The organism is Streptomyces sp. NPDC048018 (assembly GCF_043202995.1).
GTDB lineage: Bacteria > Actinomycetota > Actinomycetes > Streptomycetales > Streptomycetaceae > Streptomyces.
Genome location: NZ_JBIDBK010000013.1, coordinates 42,190 through 60,691, shown reverse-complemented (window position 1 = coordinate 60,691; position 18,502 = coordinate 42,190). Strand labels below are relative to the sequence as shown.

Genomic DNA, 18,502 nt, shown 5'->3' with positions numbered 1-18,502 from the left:
ACCTCGCGGTCGGGGTCGGACGCCCCGCCCATCCACTCTAGGCCGGACGGTGGTGGGGAGCCTCCGGGACCACCACCACCTCGAACCACACCGTCTTGCCCGCGTCTCCCCGGGGCACCGAGCCCCAGCGCGCCGCCAGCCGCTGCAGCAGATAGAGCCCGTGCCCGGAGCAGCGGGCGGCGCGGTGTGGTGCCCGCCGGCGGGGCCGCTCGGGGCTGGTGTCGCTGACCTGCACCCACAGCGCCCGCTCGCTGCCGTCGAGCCGCAGTTCGTACGGGCCGCGGCCGTGCCTGCGGGCGTTGGTGACGACCTCCGAGACCAGCAGCAGGGCGTCTCCGGCCGGCTCCCGGTCGGGGGCGCCCGCGGGCCCGAACCAGGCGTGGAGCGCCTGCCGGGTGAGCGCGCGGCACTGGGCCATGACTCCGGGCCCCTCCGCCAGTTCGTACCGCAGAGAGCGGTCGGTGACCGGTGTGCCCTCTCCTGCTGCCATACGCGGCGAGTGTCCGTCCCGGGCGGCCCTAAACGGGCCTCCGGGGGGTCGTCAGTCCGGATCGGAGCCGGGCGGCCGCGCCCACGGCGGGCGCGAGGGGCGGCCGACCTCCAGCCACACCACCTTGCCCGGGCCGCCGTCGGCCTTCGCGGCCGAGCCCCAGGCGCCCGCCAGCCGGTCGAGCACCATCAGGCCGTGCCCGCCGGGCATGGCGGGCGAACGCGGTGCGCGGGCGCGCGGATGTTCCGGGCTCGCGTCGGAGACCTCCACCCGGAGTCGCCCGTCGGAGTGACGCAGGACCAGTTCCTCGGGCCCGCCGGCGTGCAGACACGCGTTCGTGACGACCTCCGAGACCAGCAGCAGCACGTCTTCCGCCCGCTCCCGGTCCTCCGGCGTCTCCGCCGGGGTCCAGCCCCAGTCGGCGAGGGCCGCCGCCGTGAAGTCACGGCACCGGGTCACCGCCCCGTCGGGCCGGTGCATCACCAGCCGTCTGACCTGGACAGCGGGTTGTTCCCGAGCCTGGGCCCGGATCTCGGCGAGGCCCTCCGCAGGATCGCGACCGGCCTCGGCATCGCCGCGCATCATGGTCCTTTCGCCGTCGTGCCGTCTCCGTCCGCGAGCGCCGCGGCGGCGTCCTCGTACACCTGGAAAACCGTTCTCGCCCCGGTGATCTCGAACATGCGGTCCACCGGTGGCCGCAGCCCGGCCAGGTCCAGCCGGCCGCCGCCGTCCAGCATCCGCAGGCGCGCCCTGAGGAGCACGTTGAGCCCCGTCGAGTCGCAGAACCGCAGCCCGGAGCAGTCGACCACGACCCGTTCGCCGTCGTCCTGCTCCTCCAGGGCCTCCCTGAGCGGGGCCGCCGTGTCGTGGTCCAGCTCTCCCGTCACCGCCAGGACCACGGTCCCCGGCCGCTGCCCGGGCCGAATGTCGACATCGAGCCGTCCCGCGAAGTCCTCGGCTGTCTCCGCAGCTCCCATGAGGGCGCCCTCCTTCCGTATCCCACCGGCCACCATCATGGTCGGGCGAGGCCCAGGACGGCGCGATCCCTGGCGATGGTGAAGAGGCGCAGCGTCCCGGTCGCCGCGAACAGTTGCCGCAGCTGCCGGGGTATCGGCCCGGCGAGGACGAACGAGTGGCCCGAGAAGTGGGCGGTCACCAGCTCGTGCAGGAACGCGGCGTCCCCGAAGCCGACCTGTGAGATGTCGAGGACGGTCCGCCGGCTTCCCCCGCGCCGGGCCTCGGCGAGCGCCCGGCGCAGACAGCCGACGGTGTCGACGTCGAATTCCCCGGTGGCCGACAGCAGCACGGTCCCCGGATCCGGCGACGGCTCCCGCACGACCCACGCCGTGCCCGCCGCCGCCCGGTACGTACACGGACCGCGCTCCCCACCCGGGGACCCCCGGCCGGGAACGAACTGCGCGGCGATCATGACCCCACCTCCGAGGGGCGGGTGCCCCGTTCCGGGCCGCTTATGCGCGCTCGCGACGGGGACGGCCCGGGGAAGGGGATCGCGGGGGGCCCGATCGCGCGGGCGGGGGCGCGCTCGAGGACCTCCTCGGGGGTGACCGCGCCCGGCGGCGGAGGGACGGCCGGCTCGGCGGCGCGTGCATGGCGGTGACGGCGGCGGAGGCGGTCCAGGCGTCCCGCAGGCCGGGCGCCCGCGGGACGCGGGGGTAGAGCGGGCAGGGTACGCGGGACGGCGTTGGGCGCCGTGGCGGCGTGGACCGGCATGGAGCATGGTCTCCTCGCCGTGGCCGGGGGTGGCACAGCGGTGGGTGGCCGCGTGGACGAGCTCGACGAGCCGCTCGTACGCCGAGGACGGGCGGGCGGTGAGGCCGTGGCGGGGCGGTGTCGTGGGGGCGGTGTCGTGGGCCGTTCGCCCCGGTCTCGCGATCCGGCGGTGTCCCGTCCCTCCGGCGCCCGGGGGCGGAGGGCGTGGCGGCGCGCCGGGAGGGGCGGGCGCGCCCGGCGGGCCGGCCGCGGCAGGCGCGGAGGCCGGAGGCAGGGAGGGCCGCACCTTCGCGCGGTCGCGGCACGCGCGGATTCCCCCGTGCGGGTGGTGTGAGCATCGAACAATCCCGAAACAGCGCCCGCGGTCTGTTCCGGTGGCGATCATGCGCAGGTGATCTCATCCCAAGCCAACCAGGAGTCCGCCGCGCGCACTTCGCGCGCCCAGGGCACGAAGCAGGCCTCGCGCCTGCGTCCCGCCGCGACCGGGGTCGCCGCGCTGGCCGCCCTCTGCCTGCTCCCGACCGCGGCCGTCGCCGCCCCGTCGGCAGCCCCCGCGGCGCCGCCCGCGCCGGCCGGGGCCGCCGCGCACCGGCCGCCCCTCACGCCGGGCGAGGCCCTGGCCTCGGCGCGGCTGGCCGCGGTCCGTCACGACCCGGCGGCGCTCCACGCCTTCTTCCGCGCCCTGCCGAAGGGCGGAGAGCTGCACAACCACCTCTCCGGCGCGGTGAGCACCGAGTACCTCGTCGAACTCGCCGCCGAGGACGGGCTGTGCATCGACACCGCCACGACGACGGCCGTCGTGCCGCCGTGCGGCCCGGGCACCCGCCCGGCGGCCGACGCCCGCACCGACAGCGCCTTCCGTGACACGATCATCCGCGAGTGGTCCATGGAGGACTTCCCGCCGGACGGCAACGGCCACGACCACTTCTTCGACACCTTCGGCAAGTTCGGCGAGGTGACCTGGCGTCACCGCGGCAAGCTGCTCGCCGAGTTCGCCGACAGCGTGGCCGCCCAGAACCAGTTCTACCTGGAGACCATGGTCTCCCCGGCCTCGGAGGAGGCGAAGAAGCTCGCCGCCGAGGTCGGCTGGGACGCCGACCTCGCGCGTCTGCACGACAAGCTCGTCACCGGCGGCAAGCTCGACCGGGTCGTCGACGCGGCCGTCAGGGAGGCCGACGCCGGCGACGCCGAGTTCCGCACCGAGTCCCGCTGCGGCACCGCGCAGGCCCGCCCCGGCTGCGAGCTCGCCGTGCGCTGGATCTCCCAGGTGTCCCGCGGCAGTTCCCACGAGCGGGTCTTCACCCAGATGGCACTCGGGATGCGGCTGGCCGAGCGGGACCCGCGTTTCGTCGCGGTCAACCTCGTCCAGCCCGAGGACTGGGACACCTCCCTCGCCAACTACCGCCTCCAGATGCGGATGCTGCAGTACCTCCGCGGCGTCTACCCCAAGGCCCACGTCACCCTGCACGCCGGCGAGCTGTGGCCCGGCCTCGTCAAGCCCGAGGACCTCGCCTTCCACATCGCCGAGGCCGTGAACGTCGCCGGCGCCCAGCGCATCGGCCACGGCGTCGACCTGCGCCACGAGGACGCCTGGCAGCGGACCGCCGCCACGATGGGCGCCCGCGAGATCGCCGTCGAGGTGCCGTTCACCAGCAACGCCCAGATCCTCGGCGTCAAGGGCGCCGACCACCCCTTCGAGACCTACCGCGCCTTCGGCGTCCCGGTCGTCCTCGCCACCGACGACCCCGGTGTCTCCCGGATCGACATCACGCACGAGTACCAGTACGCCAGCAAGACCTACGGCCTCGGCTACCGCGACCTGAAGGACCTGGCCCGGGCGTCCCTGGAGTACGCCTTCCTGCCGGGCGCGAGCCTGTGGCAGGGCAACCCGACCCGTGACGGCTACCGCACGGCCGGCCCCTGCCGCGGCGAGCGGCCCGGCGTGGCCGCCCCCGGCCCGGCCTGCCGCCGCCTCCTCGACGCCAGCCCCAAGGCGACGGCGGAGTGGCGCCAGGAGGCCGCCTTCGCCGCCTTCGAGCGCCGGCTCCCGGCCCCCCGGACGACCGGCTGACCGTCCCTCGCTCCACCCCGACGGCGCCCGGCGGTCTCCCGCCGGACGCCGTCGGCCCGTTCCCGCCCCGCCCGGCCCGCACGCGCGGCGCCGGCGCGGCGTACGGGGGAGAGGGAACCGAGGGTCCGGGCCTCAGGTGAGGACGACGAGGCGACTGGTCGCCCGGGTCATCGCCACGTAGCGGTCGACGGCCCCCACGACGCCCGTACCGAACCGTTCCGGGTGGACGAGGACGACGAGGTCGAACTCGAGTCCCTTCGACAGCTCCGGCGTCAGCGACCGGACGCGCGGGGTCTCCCCGGCACCGTCGCCGAAGCGCTCCGCGTACCCGTCCTCGAAGGTGGGGTCGCCGATGACGCAGGCCACCCCCTCGGCGTTCTCCGCGAGCCAGCTCTCCAGGATCGCGTCCCGGTCCGCGACGGAACCGTGCACGACCGGAAGTCCCGAGGCGCGCACGGAGGTCGGCACGTTGGCGTCCGGCAGCGCCGCCCGGATCGCCGGCTCGGCCTCCGCCATCACCTCTTCCGGCGTGCGGTAGTTGATGCTCAGGGACGTCATCTCGACACGGTCGAGGCCGACCCGCTCCAGCCGCTCCCGCCAGGACTCCGTGAACCCGTGCCTGGCCTGCGCACGGTCGCCGACGATCGTGAAGCTGCGCGACGGGCAGCGCAGCAGGAGCATCTGCCACTCCGCGTCGGTCAGTTCCTGCGCCTCGTCGACCACGATGTGCGCGAACGGTCCGGCCAGCGCGTCGTACTCGGCCTCGGGCAGCTCGGACTCGTCGACCAGGTTGCGCTGGAAGTCCGCGCGGCGCAGCTGCGTCATGAGGCCCTCCCCGTCGTGGTCGGCCGCGATCAGGTTGTCGACCACCCGCGCCATGCGCTCCCGCTGGGCGGCCAGGGCCGCCTCCTGCCGGCGCTTGCGCAGCGACGCCTTCGGGTCGCCGAGCCGCTGGCGCGCGGCGTCCAGGAGCGGCAGGTCGGACACCGTCCACGCCTGCGGGTCCGCCCGCTGCAGCCGCCGGACCTCGTCGGCGCCGAGCCAGGGCGCGCACAGCCGCAGGTAGGCGGGCACGGACCACAGGTCGCCGACGAGGTCGGTCGCCTCCAGCATCGGCCAGGCGCGGTCGAGGGCGCCGACGAGCTCCCTGTCGTGCCGCAGCGCCCGCCGGAACAGGTCCTCAGGGACCTCCTCCGCCTGGCGGTCCATCAGGAAGGTGACCAGCTCCTCCCAGATCAGCTCGCGGGCCTCGTTGTGCGGGGTCCCCTCCGCCGCCTCGAAGGCCTCGGCCCAGTCGTCGGCGGTCAGCCGGACGTCGGACCACTGGGTCGAGACGGTCAGCGCCTCGGTCGGCGGCTCCTCGTAGAACCGGACGGCGAGTTCGATCGACCGCACCATCTCCGAGGTCGCCTTCAGCCGGGCCACCGCGGGATCGGCCTCCGGGCCCACCCCGGCCCCCTGGGGGACCAGGTCGCGGACGGTGCAGGTCCGCACGCCCTCCTCGCCGAGGCTCGGCAGCACGTCGGCGACGTAGTTCAGGTACGGCTGGTGCGGGCCGACGAACAGCACGCCGCCGCGCCGGTGCCCGAGCCGGGGGTCGGAGTACAGCAGGTGGGCCGTGCGGTGCAGGGCCACCACGGTCTTGCCCGTACCCGGGCCGCCGTCCACGACGAGCGCGCCGCGGGACCCCGCCCGGATGATCGCGTCCTGGTCGGCCTGGATGGTGGCGAGCACGTCCCGCATCTTCGAGGAGCGGTTGCCGCCCAGGCTCGCGATGAACGCGGACTGGTCGTCGAGCGCGGCGTGCCCCTCGAGCCCGTCCACGTCGAACACCTCGTCCCAGTAGTCGCCGACACGGCCGTCGGACCAGCGGTACCTGCGGCGGCTCGCCAGCCCCATCGGCGCGGCGTGGGTGGCCGCGAAGAAGGGCTCGGCGGCGGGCGAGCGCCAGTCGAGCAGCAGCCGGCGCCCGGTGCCGTCGGTCAGCCCGAGCCGGCCGATGTACACCGGCTCGGCGTCGTCGGCGGCCACGATGCGTCCCAGGCACAGGTCGAGCCCGAAGCGGCGCAGGGTCCGCAGCCGCGCCGTCAGCCGGTGGATCTCGGCGTCCCGCTCCATGGCCTCCCGCCCGGCCCCGCCGGGGGCGAGGCGCGCGGCGTCGAGCTGTGCGGACAGTTCGGCGATCGTCTGCTCCAGGGCCTCCGCGACGGCGGTGAAGTGCTGCTCGTCGGCGGCGATCAGCTTGGGGTCGGCCTTGGCGGAGAGACGGTCGGGCAGGTCGAACGCACTGGTGTGAGGGTGGACAGGTGACATGGGTGCACGCACTGGGTGTATCTCCCGATTTCCGCAGCAGAAGGCCTGGGCCAGCGATTGTGCGCCACGAGGGGGGCCTTGCCGCAAGGCCCCCCATGCGCTATAAGTTAAGAGTGGCGAGGAGTGCTGATCACTCCGCGCCCTTTCTTTTTGTCCTCGTAGAGCGGTTTGTCCTCGTAGAGCGGTCGCCGTGCGGTCCCGGCGGCCTTCGAGCGCCGGTGCCGGTCCTCAGGCGGTGCGCTCCAGAGCGGCGCGCCAGACGGGGCTGTCGACGTAGTGGTTGTCGAACCGCTCCGAGGACGCGGCGATCTCCTTCGGGTCCGTCTCGCCGCGCATCACGCTGCCGAGCAGGCGCAGGTAGTCGAACCTTCCCATACCGGGGGTGAAGACGAACAGGACGTCCGCCTCGCAGCCCGGGGCCGCGGCGAAGGCGTGCGGGGTGTGGGGCGGCACGGCCAGGAAGTCGCCCGCCTTGAGGACGGTGACCTCCTCGCCGACGAGCACCTGCAGTTCCCCGCTGATGACGAAGAACAGCTCCGTCGCCCGGGTGTGGAAGTGGGCCGGGGCGCCCGCCGCGCCCTTCGCGAAGGTGGAGCGGTAGCTCGTGCAGCCGTCGGTGTCGGCCAGCAGGGTCATCACGCTGCTGGGGTCGGCGCAGGTCTCGGCCTCGGAGTGGCGGGTCAGGACGAGGGCGGGCGCGGACGCGGCGGTGTTCGCGGTGGAGGAGGCTGCCTTGTTCATGATCGTGATCCTTTGCGGTGTGTGGTGTGTGGTGTGTGGTGTGTCGTGCCTGGTCAGTGGTGCGAGGTGAGCAGGGGGTGGGTGAAGGGGAGGGGTGGTCGGGGGCGTCGTACGGGGAGGAGGGCCGGAGTTCAGGCGCCCAGGGCGATCAGGGCCGCGATGGCCGGCCCGAAGGCACCGCCGAGCTGGTAGCCGAGGGTGAACAGGCCGATGGCCGTGGCCCGCTGGGCGGGCGGTGCGGACCGGGTGGCGTACACCGCGAGCGTGGCCTGACCCGCGCTCGTCGCGAGCACGGCCAGCGTCGCCACCGGCAGCAGCAGGGCCGGCCAGGGGGTCAGCAGGGCCGTGAGCGGGGCGAGCGCTCCCACCGTGAGCAGGATCGTGAGGACCCGCGGGCGGCCCAGCCGGCCCGCGGTGGCGGCGAGCAGCATGGAGAGCGCCGAGCCCACGAGGAGGGCGGTCATCTGGCCCGTGCCGATCGTGGCGGACGACCAGTCGGTGCGGTCGCGCAGGAGCTGCGGGACGGTGAAGAGCAGGGTGAAGTACGAGGTCGCGAGGGTGCAGGCGAGCGTGGTGGACAGCAGGAAGGTCCGGCTGCGCAGCAGTGCGGCGGGGACGAAGCCCATGGGGCGGGACCTGACGTGCAGGGCGAGGAGCGCGGCCGTCACCAGGGCGGCGGCCACCGCGGGGAGCGGGTGGCGCGGGACGAGCACCAGCGCCGTCGCCGTCAGGACCAGCAGGGTGGCGCCGCGTCCGTCGAAGGGGCCGTCCTGCGGTGGGGTGGACGGGTCGGCACGGCGCAGGACCACCGGGACGGCGAGGAGGGCGACGGCTCCGACGCCGAGGGACACCCGCCAGGAGGCCACGTCGGCGATCGCCGAGCCGAGCAGGGGGCCGACGGCGCCGAGCGTCCCGAAACCCGCCGTGATCACGCCCATCCGGCGGACCGTGCCGGCCAGGCTCATCGCCGCGGTCACCAGGCCCGCGCCGCCGGCGGCCTGGGCCGCGCGCCCGGCCATGACCAGCGGCAGCCACGGGGCGAGGGCGACGACCAGGGTGCCGACCGCGATCAGGGCGGCGCTCGGCCGGAGCACTCCGCCGAGACCGCGCCGTCGCAGCAGGCCGGCCATCAGGGGCGTTCCGACCCCCATGGCCCAGGCGAAGACCGTGACGAGCCAGGTGGCCGTCGCGGTGGGGACGCCGAGCGAGGCGGCCATGTCGGGGAGGATCAGGACCGGGCCGTTCGCGGCGGCGGCGAGCGGGGTGGCCAGCAGTGCCAGCCACAGGGCGGGCACCCGGCGCGGCGCGGAGCCGGCGGCGAGGGGGCCGCCCGGGCTGGGGCGGTGGAGTCCGGTGCGGTCGAGCAGGGACATCGCGTGCTCCCGTTTCTCAGTCTTGATAATCTCAACGTTGAGATAAAATCAGGACCAGTCCTTCAATGTCAAGTATCTCAACGTTGAGATTATGAATGTGGAGAGGAGTGCGGCGATGAGTGATGTCGTGGACGCGATCATCGGGCAGTGGGCCAAGGAGCGCCCCGACGTGGTGGAGGACCTCTGGCCGGTGGAGCTATTCGGGCGGATCCAGCGCCTCGCCCGGGTGATCGACAAGACCGCCAAGGCCTCGGCGGCCGCGCACGGCGTGGAGCACGGCGAGTTCGACGTCCTCACCACCCTGCAGCGCTCGGGGCCGCCCTACGCCCTCACCGCGGGCGCCTTCCTGAAGGCGTCCATGGTCACCTCGGGGGCGATCACCAACCGCATCGACCGGATGGAGGCCAAAGGCCTGGTCGAGCGGGTCCGCGACGGCGACGACCGCCGCACCGTCAAGATCCGCCTCACCGAGCACGGCCACGAGGTCACCCGCGCCGCCTTCGCCGACCACCTGGCCGCCTACGCGGGCCTCCTCGCGGACGTGGACCGCGAGACGGTGAAGGACACCGCCGACGGCCTGCGGAAGGTCCTGGAGGCCTTCGGCGACACCGGCGTCGAGTAGGCGGGCCGGTCACCGCCGGATCGCCGGCACCGTGGTCTGCCGAAGCCCCGGGCTCCGCCTGGCGGGCCGAGCGCCGCGCCGGGGCCGGGGCCGGGGTCCGCGCCGGGGCCGGGGCCGGGGTCCGCGCCCGGGGGCAGGGGTCGGGGTCCGCGCCGGGGCCGGGGCCGGGGCCGGGGTCCGTGCGAAGGGCGTCCGGGCCGCTGGCGGTTGACGGAACGTCGTACCGGCGACGCCGACTCGGCCCTTGCGGACATGGCTGTACGTGTTCGGGAAACACCTGTGCGACCCGCAGTTCACCTGCTCTTCGCCCCCGCCTGATCGTCTGATGGTGCCGGTCGTCGTACCGGCACGTCAGTCGCAACAAGGAGTGGAACCCATGCCCAAGCCCACCCGCCGTCATCTCGCCGTCGCCACCGCCCTGGTCGCCGCGACCGCCGCGGCCGCGGCCGTGACCGTCCCGTCGAGCGCCGGCGCGTCCGACAGCGCCCACCAGGCGAAGGCGGCGATCAAGGGCGGCAAGGCGAAGAACGTCATCCTGCTCATCGGCGACGGCATGGGCGACTCGGAGATCACCCTCGCCCGCGACTACACGGTCGGCGCCAACGGGCGCCTGAACATGGACAGGTTCCCGCTCACCGGCTCGTACACGACGTACGCGGTGCACGAGGACGGCACGCCCGACTACGTCACCGACTCCGCGGCCAGCGGCAGCGGCTGGGCCACCGGCGTGAAGACCGTCAACGGCCGCATCTCCAAGACGCCCGGCACCGACAAGGCCGTCCCCACCCTCCTGGAGCTCGCCCAGAAGAAGGGATACGCCACCGGCAGCGTCACCACCGCCGAGCTGACCGACGCCACCCCGGCCGTGCTCGCCTCCCACGCCACCGACCGGTCCTGCCAGGGCCCGGCCGACATGGCCAAGTGCCCCACCGACACCCTCGCGGCCGGCGGCCCCGGCTCCATCGCCGAGCAGTCGGTCAACCACAAGGTCGACGTCCTGTTCGGCGGCGGCAGGAAGCGCTTCGACCAGACGGTCACCGACGGCGCGTTCAAGGGCCTCACCGTCACCGAGCAGGCGCAGAAGCTCGGCTACCAGGTCGTCACCGACAACGCCGGCCTGCGGACCGTGAAGCCCGGTCAGCGGGTGCTCGGCCTCTTCGCGTCCGGCAACGTGCCGGTCGAGTGGACCGGCAGGCCCGCCGCCGTCGGCGGCACCGACCCGCAGCGCTGCGTCACCGCCAACCCGAACCGCCCGGCCGGCACGCCGAGCCTGGTGGACTCCGCCGCCAAGGCGATCCAGCTGCTCGAGGCCAAGCAGAAGCACTCCAAGCAGGGCTTCTTCCTCCAGATCGAGGGCGCCTCGATCGACAAGCAGGACCACGCGGCCGACCCGTGCGGCCAGATCGGCGAGACCGCCGCCTTCGACCGGGCCGTCAAGCTCGCCCGTGACTACGCGGCCAAGCACCCCGACACCCTCGTCGTCACCACCGCCGACCACGGCCACACCAGCCAGATCGTCCCGCTGGAGGCCACCCCGCCCGGCCTGTCCGCCACCCTGGTCACCGACGAGGGCCAGCAGCTGAAGGTCAACTACTCGACCAACACCCCGGGCCAGTCCCAGGAGCACACCGGTACGCAGGTCCGCATCGCCGCGCAGGGCCCGCAGGCGTACCGCGTGCTCGGTGTCACCAATCAGACCGACCTCTTCACGACGATCAGCGAGGCGCTGCGCCTGCGCTGACCACGGTCGACACGCGGACGGCGGGGCAGCTCGCGCCGGCCGGGGGAGGGGAGTCCGGTCGCCGGGCTTCCCTCCGCCCACGCGGTCAGGCGCGTCGCCGCCGCACCATCTCGTCGATCCAGACCGGGGCGAACGGCGAGGTGCACCCCGGTGACGTCGGGTGGTCCTTGAGCACCTCCAGGCGCTCACCGATGTCGATCGCGCGGGCCCGGTGCTCGGCGTGCTCGATGCCGATCCGGGCCAGACACTCGTTCATCGCCCACTGCAGCCGGTCCGGGGCATCCTTCATCTCCGCCTCGATGAGATCGAGCAGCCCCGCGAGGTCGAGCCCCGCGGGCCGCTTCACCACCCGTTCGGAGGTCAGCGCCCAGCCCGCGCTCGCGACCACGGGATCCGGGTCGGCGGACCAGGCCGCCCGCAGCTCCTCGGCGTGCGGGCTCTTCTTCACGACGTAGTTCACGAGCCAGTCGTGCAGCTTGGGGGTACGGGCCTCGCGGACCATGCGGTCCAGCTCCTCGCGCCCGAAGGCCCTCGGGCGACAGATCAGCATCGCGAGCAGGCGCGCCGCGCCGTCGCCCGTCTCCCACAGCTCGCGCGCGAGGTCCTGCTGCGTCTTCAGCCGCTTCGCGAGCGCGCGCAGCCTGCCGAGGTTCACCCCGTGGTCGTCGCCGTGCCTCTCGTTCACCGCACGCGCCTTCGGATCCTCCAGCGCGGCCAGCTCGGCCAGCACCCCGGCCACCTCGGTCCCGGCCACCTCGGTCTCCTGTCCGTCACGTGCGTCTTCGGCCGGCCTACGACGGACGCATCCGGACGCCGCCGCACCCGCCGGTGCCTGGGCGGGCTCAGGCCAGGTCGGTGAGGTCCTCCGCGTAGACCTGGGACAGCGGCTGTGGGCCGACGTACTGCTGGCAGTTGCACTCGCCCGGCTCGTACCGCAGCGGCTTCTTCTGCTCGTCCCACGCGACCGGCACCTCGACGCGCTCGTGGCAGCGGCCCTTCCTGTCGTGCTTGGCCAGGTGGTGGGTGCAGCCGCAGACCGGCTCCGGCGCCCGGTTCGCCGCCTCCAGCGCGAGGCGCTCCTGCCTGGCCGCCTCCAGGACCTCCATTTTACGTTCGTGGCGATGCCGCAGCGCGGTGCGTACGTTGTCGGCCGCCCAGGCGAAGCCGCCCGTCCAGAACAGGATGAGGATCACCCAGATCCAGTTCACGTGTCTTCCCTTCCCCCGAGAACGCTGTGCGAGAAGTCTAGGCACGCCGACCGGTCCCGTACCCGTGGCGGCGACGGCCGGACCTGATCCCCGATGCTTGACAAAAGGTCATGCCCCTGACAGCAGTGGGGCGCTGCCACACTGCACCAGTCCCACGAAGCGCACCACAACCGAAGGGGGACCGACACATGACCGAGTCCGAGAGCGCGGAAGACGGATACGACGTCGTCATCAGCGGCGGCGCCCTGGCCGGCGGCGCCGCGGCGATCCTGCTCGCGCGACGCGGGGCCCGCGTCGCCCTGCTGGAGCGGCGCTCGGACCCGGCGGCGTACAAGGTGCTGTGCTCCCACTCCCTCCAGGCCTGCGCCTACCCGGTCCTCGACGAACTCGGGCTCGTGCCCGCCCTGGAGAAGGCGGGCGCCGTTCCCAACAAGGCGCGCTGGTGGACCCGTTGGGGGTGGATCGAGCCGCGGCCCGTGCCGGGCGGCCCCGAACTGCCGTACGCGTACAACGTGCGGCGCAGCACCCTCGATCCGCTGATCAGGTCCCGGGCGGCGGAGACGCCCGGCGTCGACCTGCTCCTCGGCCACCAGGTGGCCGGGCTGGTGCGCGAAGGCGGGCGGACCGCGGGCGTGCGCGTGTCGACGCGCGAGGGGGAGCGGGAGATACGGGCCCGGCTGGTCGTGGGCGCCGACGGCAAGGACTCGGCCGTCGCGAAGTTCGCCGGGGTGCGCACCCGGGTGCACGACAACGCGCGGTTCGGCTACCTCGCGCACTACCGTGACCTCCCGCTGCCTGACGGAATCAGCCATGCCTGGTTCCTCGAGCCCGACATGGCGTACGCGTTCCCGAACGACGACGGTGTGACGGTCGTCGCGGTGCTGCCGGGCAAGGAACGGCTGCCGGCCTTCCGGGAGGATCTGGAGGGCAGTTTCCTCGACCTCGTCCGGGCCCTCCCCGAGGCGCCGCCCATCGATTCCGCCGAGCGCGTCTCGAAGATCATCGGCACGGTCGACTACCCGCTGATCACCCGTGAGCCGACCGCACCCGGCCTCGCGCTGATCGGCGACGCCGCCCTGACCGGCGACCCCCTGTGGGGCGTGGGCTGCGGCTGGGCGCTGCAGTCCGCGCAGTGGCTGGCCGAGGCCGTCGCCCCGGCCGTGACCGGGCAGGGCGACCTCGACGCGTCGCTCGCGGAGTACGCCCGCACGCACCGGCGCCGGCTCCGGGGGCACCAGCTCCTGTCCGCCGACTTCGCCAAGGCGGCCGTGCCGTTCAACCCCGTACAGCGGCTGATGTTCTCGGCGGCGGCCCGCGACGACGCGATGGCGCGGCACATGTACATGTTCGCGTCCCGGCTCACCGGTCCGCTCGGCTTCCTCCGCCCCGGCGCCCTGGCCAGGGCGTCGCTCGTCAACCTCAGGCATCGCAGAAGGGCGGCCGCCGGCGGGGGCGTGAGCGGCGGCTGACGCGGCGGGGGTGGGGGCCTTGCGGGGGCGGGCATGGGCGGCGTGGGTGTGTGCGGGCCGGCCTCGCCGCGTGCGCGGGGCGGGCGGGCCCGGGGCACGCCTCGTCCCCCGCCTCGTCCCCCGCCCCCGGATTCCCGGCACCGGCCCCGTGTCGTGGCACAGTGGCGGTATGTGCGGCCGATACGCCTCCACCCGCGGTCCCCAGGACCTGACGCAGCTCTTCGAGGTCACCGAATGGCGCCCCGAGGAGACGCTGGCTCCCAGCTGGAACGTCGCGCCCACCGACGAGGTCTACGCGATCCTCGAACGCGTCGCGCGGGACGACGGGGACGAGGTGCGCCGTGAGCTGCGGGCGCTGAAGTGGGGCCTGGTGCCGTCGTGGGCGAAGGACCCCAAGGCCGGCGCGCGGATGATCAACGCCAGGGTCGAGACGGTGCACGAGAAGCCGGCCTATCGCCGCGCCTTCGCGAAGCGCCGCTGCCTGCTCCCCGCCGACGGCTTCTACGAGTGGGACCCCGTCACGGACGAGGCGACGGGCAGGACCCGCAAGCAGCCGTACTTCATCCACCCCGCCGACGACCAGGTGATGGCCATGGCGGGCCTGTACGAATACTGGCGCAACCCCGACATCGCGGACGGGGACGACCCGGCCGCATGGCTGGTGACCTGCACGATCATCACCACCGAGGCCACCGACGAGGCCGGCCGCGTGTACCCCCGCATGCCCCTGGCCCTCACCCCCGACCACTACGACGCCTGGCTGGACCCCCACCACCAGAACACCGACGACCTCCGCGCCCTGCTCACCCAGCCGGCCGGCGGCCGCCTGGACGCCCGTCCCGTCTCCCCGGCCGTCAACAACGTCCGCAACAACGGCCCCCACCTCCTCGACCCGGCCACCTGACGGCAGCGGCCGGACGTCAAACGCCGGTCATACGGCTCAGAGTCCATCTCCCTCTTGCGCGTCGCCCGCGCTTGGTCTTCGCGCGCCCGCGGTCGCGAAGCTCGGCCTGGTAGAAGGCGGCCTTGTCGCCGCCCGGCCTGAAGTACGCGCAGACGTCGGCGATCGTTTCGGCGTCTTCCTCGGGACCCGTGAGCCCGACCTGGACGACCGCCCCACGCCTCTCTTGGCATGTTCAGTGCTACAGCCAGTCGCGCTTCTTGAAGATGACGTACAGGCTCGTACAGACCACCGCCATCAGCAGGATCGCGAAGGGGTACCCGCCCGCCCAGTGCAGCTCCGGCATGGTGTCGAAGTTCATGCCGTAGATCGTGCCGACCAGGGTCGGGGCGAAGAGGATGGCCGCCCACGAGGAGATCTTCTTGATCTCCTCGTTCTGTTCGAAGCCCGCTTCCGCCAACGCCCGCATTTCCGCGTTCTGTTGCTGGGTGACCAGGGTGGCGTTGACCGTCAGGATCTCGGTGAGGGCCTGGCGGAAGCCGTCGACGCGCTCGCTGGTGTGGGTGACGTGGTCGGCGACGTCGCGGAGGTAGCGCTGGAGTTCCTCGTCCGTGCCGTACTTGGCGAAGCCCGCCATCAGGCCGTGGAGCATGCCGACCAGGGGCCTGGTGGCCCGCTGGAACTCGACCATCTCGCGGGAGAGTTCGTAGATGCGGCGGGACACCGCGGGGTCGCCGCCGAAGACCTGGGTCTCGATCTCGTCGATGTCGTTCTGCACGCCCGCCACCACCGGCGCGTAGCCGTCGACCACGGCGTCCAGGATCGCGTACAGCACCGCCTCCGGTCCGAGGGCGAGGAGGTCCGGATCCTCCTCCATGCGGCGGCGTACCGCCGACAGGTCGGGTGCCGCGCCGTGCCGGACGGTGATGACGAAGTCCGGGCCCACGAAGACGTGCAGCTCGCCGAAGTCCACCTCCTCCTGGGCGTCCAGGTAGCGCGCTGCGCGCAGGACGACGAAGAGGGTCTCGCCGTAGCGTTCCAGCTTCGGGCGCTGGTGCGCCTCCATCGCGTCCTCGACGGCCAGCTCGTGCAGATCGAACTCCGCTGCCAGGGAATGGAGTTCCTCCTCGGTCGGACGCTGCAGTCCGATCCAGGCCATGCCGTCCGGGTGCCGGCGGAGCTGGCGGAAGGTCTCCGCCAGGGAGTCGGGGGAGGAGACGCGGCGGCCCTCGCGGTACAGGGTCGCCTGGACCACGCTCGGCCCGTCCCCGGCCGGCGGGGCGGGGGAGGCGGCTGCCGGTGGCTCCGGTACGCGGCGCCAGGCGGCGTGCGGGCGGCGGTCGGACATCGGCGGGCTCCTCGGCGTCTCTGCGTAGGCGTGGGGCTTTCCTGGGGCGCCTTCCCCGGGGCGTCCTCGTCGAGCGTTCTCTTCCGGATGTTCTCGGTGGGGCTGCTGTGTGGGGGTCTCCATGGCGGGTCGTCGGGGCGGGCCGTCGGGGGCCGGGCCGCCGGCGGTCGCCGGGTCTCCGTCGAGGGGCCCTGTTCCGGGGCCTCCGGTGCTTCCGGGGCCCCCGGCGCCCCGGACCGTGGCGTCCACGATGCAGGATATAGGTGATGAATCGGGCCCGCGGCAGCGCCCCGCCCCTGACTCCCTCCCTCGCCGCGGACACTCCTTGCGGGCCTCCCTGTGGCCCCATTGCGGACTTATTCTGTCCGCAACTCTCGCTAGCTTTTCCTCATGGCCCTCCAGACCCCGTCCCCGGTCCTCTCCTCCCGCGCCCTCAACCGCGCCACCCTCGGCCGGCAGCTTCTCCTCGACCGAGCCCCGCTCTCCGCCGAGGACGCCGTCCGGCACCTCGTCGGGCTCCAGGCGCAGAACACCAAGCCGCCGTACTACGCCCTCGCCGCCCGCCTCGACGGCTTCCGTCCCGAGGACCTGTCCGCCCTCATGGAGTCCCGCCGGGTCGGGCGGATGGTCTCGCTGCGCTCCACCGTGCACACCCACACCGCCGACGACGGCCTTCCGCTGCGCGCGCTGGTCCAGGCGGGGGCGGTCGACCGGGAGCTCAGGATGTTCCGCAAGGGCCTGCACGGGGTGGACCTGGACCGGCTGGCCGCGCGCACCGTCGCGTACGTCGAGGAAGGGGCCCGTACGCCCAAGGAGATCCGCGAGCACCTGCTGCTGGAGTGGCCCGAGGGCGATCCGCAGGCGCTCACCATCGCCGCGCGCTGCCTGGTGCCCATGGTGCAGGTCACCCCGCGCGGGCTCTGGGGCAGGAGCGGGCAGGTGGCCCTCACCACCGCACGGAAGTGGTTCGGCGGCGCCGACGGAGAGGCAGGGGCGGCCGGTCCCGACGCGACCGTCCTCGACGCCACCGTGCTCCGCTACCTTCGCGCCTTCGGGCCCGCCTCGGTCCAGGACATGCAGACCTGGTGCGGGCTCACCCGGCTCCGGCCGGCCTTCGAGCGGCTGCGGCCCGGACTGCTCGTCTTCCGCGACGAGGGCGGCACCGAGCTCTTCGACGTCCCCGACGCGCCCCGACCCGACGAGGACACCCCCGCGCCGCCCCGCTTCCTGCCCGAGTTCGACAACCTGCTGCTCTCCCACGCCGACCGCACCCGCGTCGTGCCCGCCGAGCACCGCGCCCGCACCTGGACCGGCAACCAGGCCCACCGGGTGTTCCTGCTCGACGGCCTCCTCGCCGGGCTCTGGCACCTCGACGAGGGGCGGGAGCGGACCGTCATGACGATCGAGCCCTTCGCCCGGCCCACCCGTGCCCAGCGCGCCGCCCTGACCGCCGAGGCCGAGCGGACGCTGCGCCTCCTGGGCCCTGAGGGCATCCCGTACGACATCGTCCTCGGCGAGGCCGACGGACCGGCCGGGGGCGGGGCGGCCGGGGGCGGGGCGGCCGGCCGGGCGTGATCACGGCAGTGCGCCCGCCCGCCGTGCCGCCACCACCGCCTCCAGGCGCGTGTGCGCGCCCAGCTTGCGCATCGCCGAGCGCAGATAGCCCTTGACCGTCTCCGGGCGCAGCCCCAGCCGCCGGGCCGCTCCGGCGTTCGTCGCGCCGGAGGCCACCGCCGCCAGGACGTCCGTCTCGCGCGGGGTCAGGAGGACGGCGGGCGGCCGGCCCTCCGGCGCGGCGGTCGACTCGAAGCGGCCGCACACCGCGAGCAGCCGTTCCCGCACCTCCGGGTCGGTCACCTGCGGGGCGAGCTCGCGCAGCTCCCCGTACGCCTGGCGCATCTCCTCGCGCTCGGCCGTGAGCCGGCGCACCTCGTCCCGTACGGCGAGCGCCTGCTCCACGTCCCGGGCCGCCGCGACGGCCGAGTCGAAGATCCGCTCGCCGATCGGCAGCGCGTCGCGCAACGCCCCGTACAGGACCCCGCGCACCCGGCGGCGTACGACGACCGGCACCGCGATCACCGAGCGCAGGCCCTCCGCCGAGACCGGCGCGTCGTACTCGTGCGTGATGTGCCGCGCCGACGGATAGTCCGTGACGGCGCACGGCCGGGACAGGGCGAGGCACTTCCCGCCCAGGCCGGAGCCGGTCGAGATCGCCAGTCCGCGGAGCGCGGGCGTCACGGCCCCGTTCAGCTCCGCGATCCGCAGCGGGCGCCCCTCCTGGAGCAGCCCGCCGAACACCACCTGGAGTCCGGTGGTGCGGCGCAGCCGCAGCAGAGCGGTGCGCAGCTCCGCCGATTCGTCGTGCTCGGGCACGATGCGCCCCTCCTTCGACCCGTCTCCACCCGGCCCGACGCCGTCCGCCGTCCGCGCGGTCTCCCCCCGAACGGGGGTAGTGAGACCTGGGTCACTGATTACACGATGTGCGGGACGGGTC

General features: G+C 73.9%; 17 protein-coding genes. 6 read left to right on the top strand and 11 right to left on the bottom strand.

The features are described 5' to 3' along the window. Window positions 1-37: 37 nt before the first annotated feature. From ACGF1Z_RS33050 to ACGF1Z_RS33035, 4 genes are read right to left on the bottom strand one after another with little or no spacing between them, the layout of a single operon-like run. Complete coding sequence (locus ACGF1Z_RS33050; RefSeq protein ID WP_393009885.1) at window positions 38-490, bottom strand: ATP-binding protein; 453 nt, start codon at window positions 488-490, stop codon at window positions 38-40. 51 nt (window positions 491-541) lie between these two features. Then, window positions 542-1,075, bottom strand: coding sequence for an ATP-binding protein (locus ACGF1Z_RS33045; RefSeq protein WP_393009883.1), 534 nt, complete (start codon window positions 1,073-1,075; stop codon window positions 542-544). Continuing rightward, on the bottom strand, window positions 1,072-1,467 hold the full coding sequence (locus ACGF1Z_RS33040; protein WP_393009881.1) for an STAS domain-containing protein: 396 nt from the start codon (window positions 1,465-1,467) through the stop codon (window positions 1,072-1,074). Before ACGF1Z_RS33040 ends, ACGF1Z_RS33045 begins: the two co-directional genes overlap by 4 nt. 35 nt (window positions 1,468-1,502) lie before the next feature. Then, complete coding sequence (locus ACGF1Z_RS33035) at window positions 1,503-1,919, bottom strand: STAS domain-containing protein (protein WP_393009879.1); 417 nt, start codon at window positions 1,917-1,919, stop codon at window positions 1,503-1,505. A gap of 768 nt (window positions 1,920-2,687) precedes the next feature. Between ACGF1Z_RS33035 and ACGF1Z_RS33030 the strand changes: the two genes are divergently transcribed. Next, window positions 2,688-4,292, top strand: a complete 1,605-nt coding sequence (locus ACGF1Z_RS33030) for an adenosine deaminase (protein ID WP_393009991.1) — start codon at window positions 2,688-2,690, stop codon at window positions 4,290-4,292. A 132-nt stretch (window positions 4,293-4,424) separates the two neighbouring features. Here ACGF1Z_RS33030 and helR read toward each other — a convergent pair whose 3' ends face one another. The 3 genes from helR to ACGF1Z_RS33015 form a co-directional block, all read right to left on the bottom strand. Further along, window positions 4,425-6,605 (bottom strand): RNA polymerase recycling motor ATPase HelR, encoded by a 2,181-nt coding sequence (gene helR / locus ACGF1Z_RS33025; RefSeq protein ID WP_393009877.1) that lies wholly within the window; start codon window positions 6,603-6,605, stop codon window positions 4,425-4,427. Window positions 6,606-6,833: 228 nt separating this feature from the next. Further along, window positions 6,834-7,346: a cupin domain-containing protein gene (locus ACGF1Z_RS33020; RefSeq protein ID WP_393009875.1), complete on the bottom strand. Its 513-nt coding sequence runs from the start codon at window positions 7,344-7,346 to the stop codon at window positions 6,834-6,836. A gap of 131 nt (window positions 7,347-7,477) precedes the next feature. Beyond that, window positions 7,478-8,719: an MFS transporter gene (locus ACGF1Z_RS33015; RefSeq protein ID WP_393009873.1), complete on the bottom strand. Its 1,242-nt coding sequence runs from the start codon at window positions 8,717-8,719 to the stop codon at window positions 7,478-7,480. A gap of 115 nt (window positions 8,720-8,834) precedes the next feature. Between ACGF1Z_RS33015 and ACGF1Z_RS33010 the strand changes: the two genes are divergently transcribed. Both ACGF1Z_RS33010 and ACGF1Z_RS33005 read left to right on the top strand, forming a co-directional pair. Beyond that, entirely contained in the window at window positions 8,835-9,341 is a 507-nt protein-coding gene (locus ACGF1Z_RS33010) for a MarR family winged helix-turn-helix transcriptional regulator (protein WP_393009871.1), read from the top strand. A 376-nt stretch (window positions 9,342-9,717) separates the two neighbouring features. Further along, window positions 9,718-11,082 (top strand): alkaline phosphatase, encoded by a 1,365-nt coding sequence (locus tag ACGF1Z_RS33005; RefSeq protein ID WP_393009869.1) that lies wholly within the window; start codon window positions 9,718-9,720, stop codon window positions 11,080-11,082. Window positions 11,083-11,167: 85 nt separating this feature from the next. Here ACGF1Z_RS33005 and ACGF1Z_RS33000 read toward each other — a convergent pair whose 3' ends face one another. Together ACGF1Z_RS33000 and ACGF1Z_RS32995 are read right to left on the bottom strand one after the other, a co-directional pair. Continuing rightward, window positions 11,168-11,836, bottom strand: a complete 669-nt coding sequence (locus ACGF1Z_RS33000) for a DNA alkylation repair protein (protein ID WP_393009867.1) — start codon at window positions 11,834-11,836, stop codon at window positions 11,168-11,170. 88 nt (window positions 11,837-11,924) lie between these two features. Then, complete coding sequence (locus ACGF1Z_RS32995; RefSeq protein ID WP_393009865.1) at window positions 11,925-12,290, bottom strand: hypothetical protein; 366 nt, start codon at window positions 12,288-12,290, stop codon at window positions 11,925-11,927. Window positions 12,291-12,478: 188 nt separating this feature from the next. On the opposite strand from ACGF1Z_RS32995, the gene ACGF1Z_RS32990 reads away from it, so the two are divergent. Both ACGF1Z_RS32990 and ACGF1Z_RS32985 read left to right on the top strand, forming a co-directional pair. Further along, window positions 12,479-13,759 carry an NAD(P)/FAD-dependent oxidoreductase gene (locus tag ACGF1Z_RS32990; RefSeq protein WP_393009863.1) on the top strand — a complete coding sequence of 427 codons (1,281 nt, stop codon included), beginning with the start codon at window positions 12,479-12,481 and terminating at the stop codon, window positions 13,757-13,759. A gap of 169 nt (window positions 13,760-13,928) precedes the next feature. Next, window positions 13,929-14,663 carry an SOS response-associated peptidase gene (locus ACGF1Z_RS32985; RefSeq protein WP_393009861.1) on the top strand — a complete coding sequence of 245 codons (735 nt, stop codon included), beginning with the start codon at window positions 13,929-13,931 and terminating at the stop codon, window positions 14,661-14,663. Window positions 14,664-14,901: 238 nt separating this feature from the next. Here ACGF1Z_RS32985 and ACGF1Z_RS32980 read toward each other — a convergent pair whose 3' ends face one another. Further along, on the bottom strand, window positions 14,902-16,008 hold the full coding sequence (locus ACGF1Z_RS32980) for a magnesium and cobalt transport protein CorA (RefSeq protein WP_393009859.1): 1,107 nt from the start codon (window positions 16,006-16,008) through the stop codon (window positions 14,902-14,904). Window positions 16,009-16,398: 390 nt separating this feature from the next. Here ACGF1Z_RS32980 and ACGF1Z_RS32975 point away from each other — a divergent pair, with 390 nt between their 5' ends. Next, window positions 16,399-17,583, top strand: a complete 1,185-nt coding sequence (locus ACGF1Z_RS32975; protein WP_393009857.1) for a winged helix DNA-binding domain-containing protein — start codon at window positions 16,399-16,401, stop codon at window positions 17,581-17,583. Here the strand turns inward: ACGF1Z_RS32975 and ACGF1Z_RS32970 are convergent, their stop codons facing one another. Next, window positions 17,584-18,381, bottom strand: a complete 798-nt coding sequence (locus ACGF1Z_RS32970; RefSeq protein WP_393009855.1) for a response regulator transcription factor — start codon at window positions 18,379-18,381, stop codon at window positions 17,584-17,586. It lies immediately after the preceding gene. Window positions 18,382-18,502: the final 121 nt, after the last annotated feature.

Excerpts from the sequence above, each read along its gene's own strand:
- ACGF1Z_RS33050 (WP_393009885.1), bottom strand. The coding sequence starts at position 490 with ATGGCAGCAGGAGAGGGCACACCGGTCACCGACCGCTCTCTGCGGTAC.
- ACGF1Z_RS33045 (WP_393009883.1), bottom strand. The coding sequence starts at position 1,075 with ATGATGCGCGGCGATGCCGAGGCCGGTCGCGATCCTGCGGAGGGCCTC.
- ACGF1Z_RS33040 (WP_393009881.1), bottom strand. The coding sequence starts at position 1,467 with ATGGGAGCTGCGGAGACAGCCGAGGACTTCGCGGGACGGCTCGATGTC.
- ACGF1Z_RS33035 (WP_393009879.1), bottom strand. The coding sequence starts at position 1,919 with ATGATCGCCGCGCAGTTCGTTCCCGGCCGGGGGTCCCCGGGTGGGGAG.
- helR (WP_393009877.1), bottom strand. The coding sequence starts at position 6,605 with ATGTCACCTGTCCACCCTCACACCAGTGCGTTCGACCTGCCCGACCGT.
- ACGF1Z_RS33020 (WP_393009875.1), bottom strand. The coding sequence starts at position 7,346 with ATGAACAAGGCAGCCTCCTCCACCGCGAACACCGCCGCGTCCGCGCCC.
- ACGF1Z_RS33015 (WP_393009873.1), bottom strand. The coding sequence starts at position 8,719 with ATGTCCCTGCTCGACCGCACCGGACTCCACCGCCCCAGCCCGGGCGGC.
- ACGF1Z_RS33010 (WP_393009871.1), top strand. The coding sequence starts at position 8,835 with ATGAGTGATGTCGTGGACGCGATCATCGGGCAGTGGGCCAAGGAGCGC.
- ACGF1Z_RS33005 (WP_393009869.1), top strand. The coding sequence starts at position 9,718 with ATGCCCAAGCCCACCCGCCGTCATCTCGCCGTCGCCACCGCCCTGGTC.
- ACGF1Z_RS32990 (WP_393009863.1), top strand. The coding sequence starts at position 12,479 with ATGACCGAGTCCGAGAGCGCGGAAGACGGATACGACGTCGTCATCAGC.
- ACGF1Z_RS32985 (WP_393009861.1), top strand. The coding sequence starts at position 13,929 with ATGTGCGGCCGATACGCCTCCACCCGCGGTCCCCAGGACCTGACGCAG.
- ACGF1Z_RS32980 (WP_393009859.1), bottom strand. The coding sequence starts at position 16,008 with ATGTCCGACCGCCGCCCGCACGCCGCCTGGCGCCGCGTACCGGAGCCA.
- ACGF1Z_RS32975 (WP_393009857.1), top strand. The coding sequence starts at position 16,399 with ATGGCCCTCCAGACCCCGTCCCCGGTCCTCTCCTCCCGCGCCCTCAAC.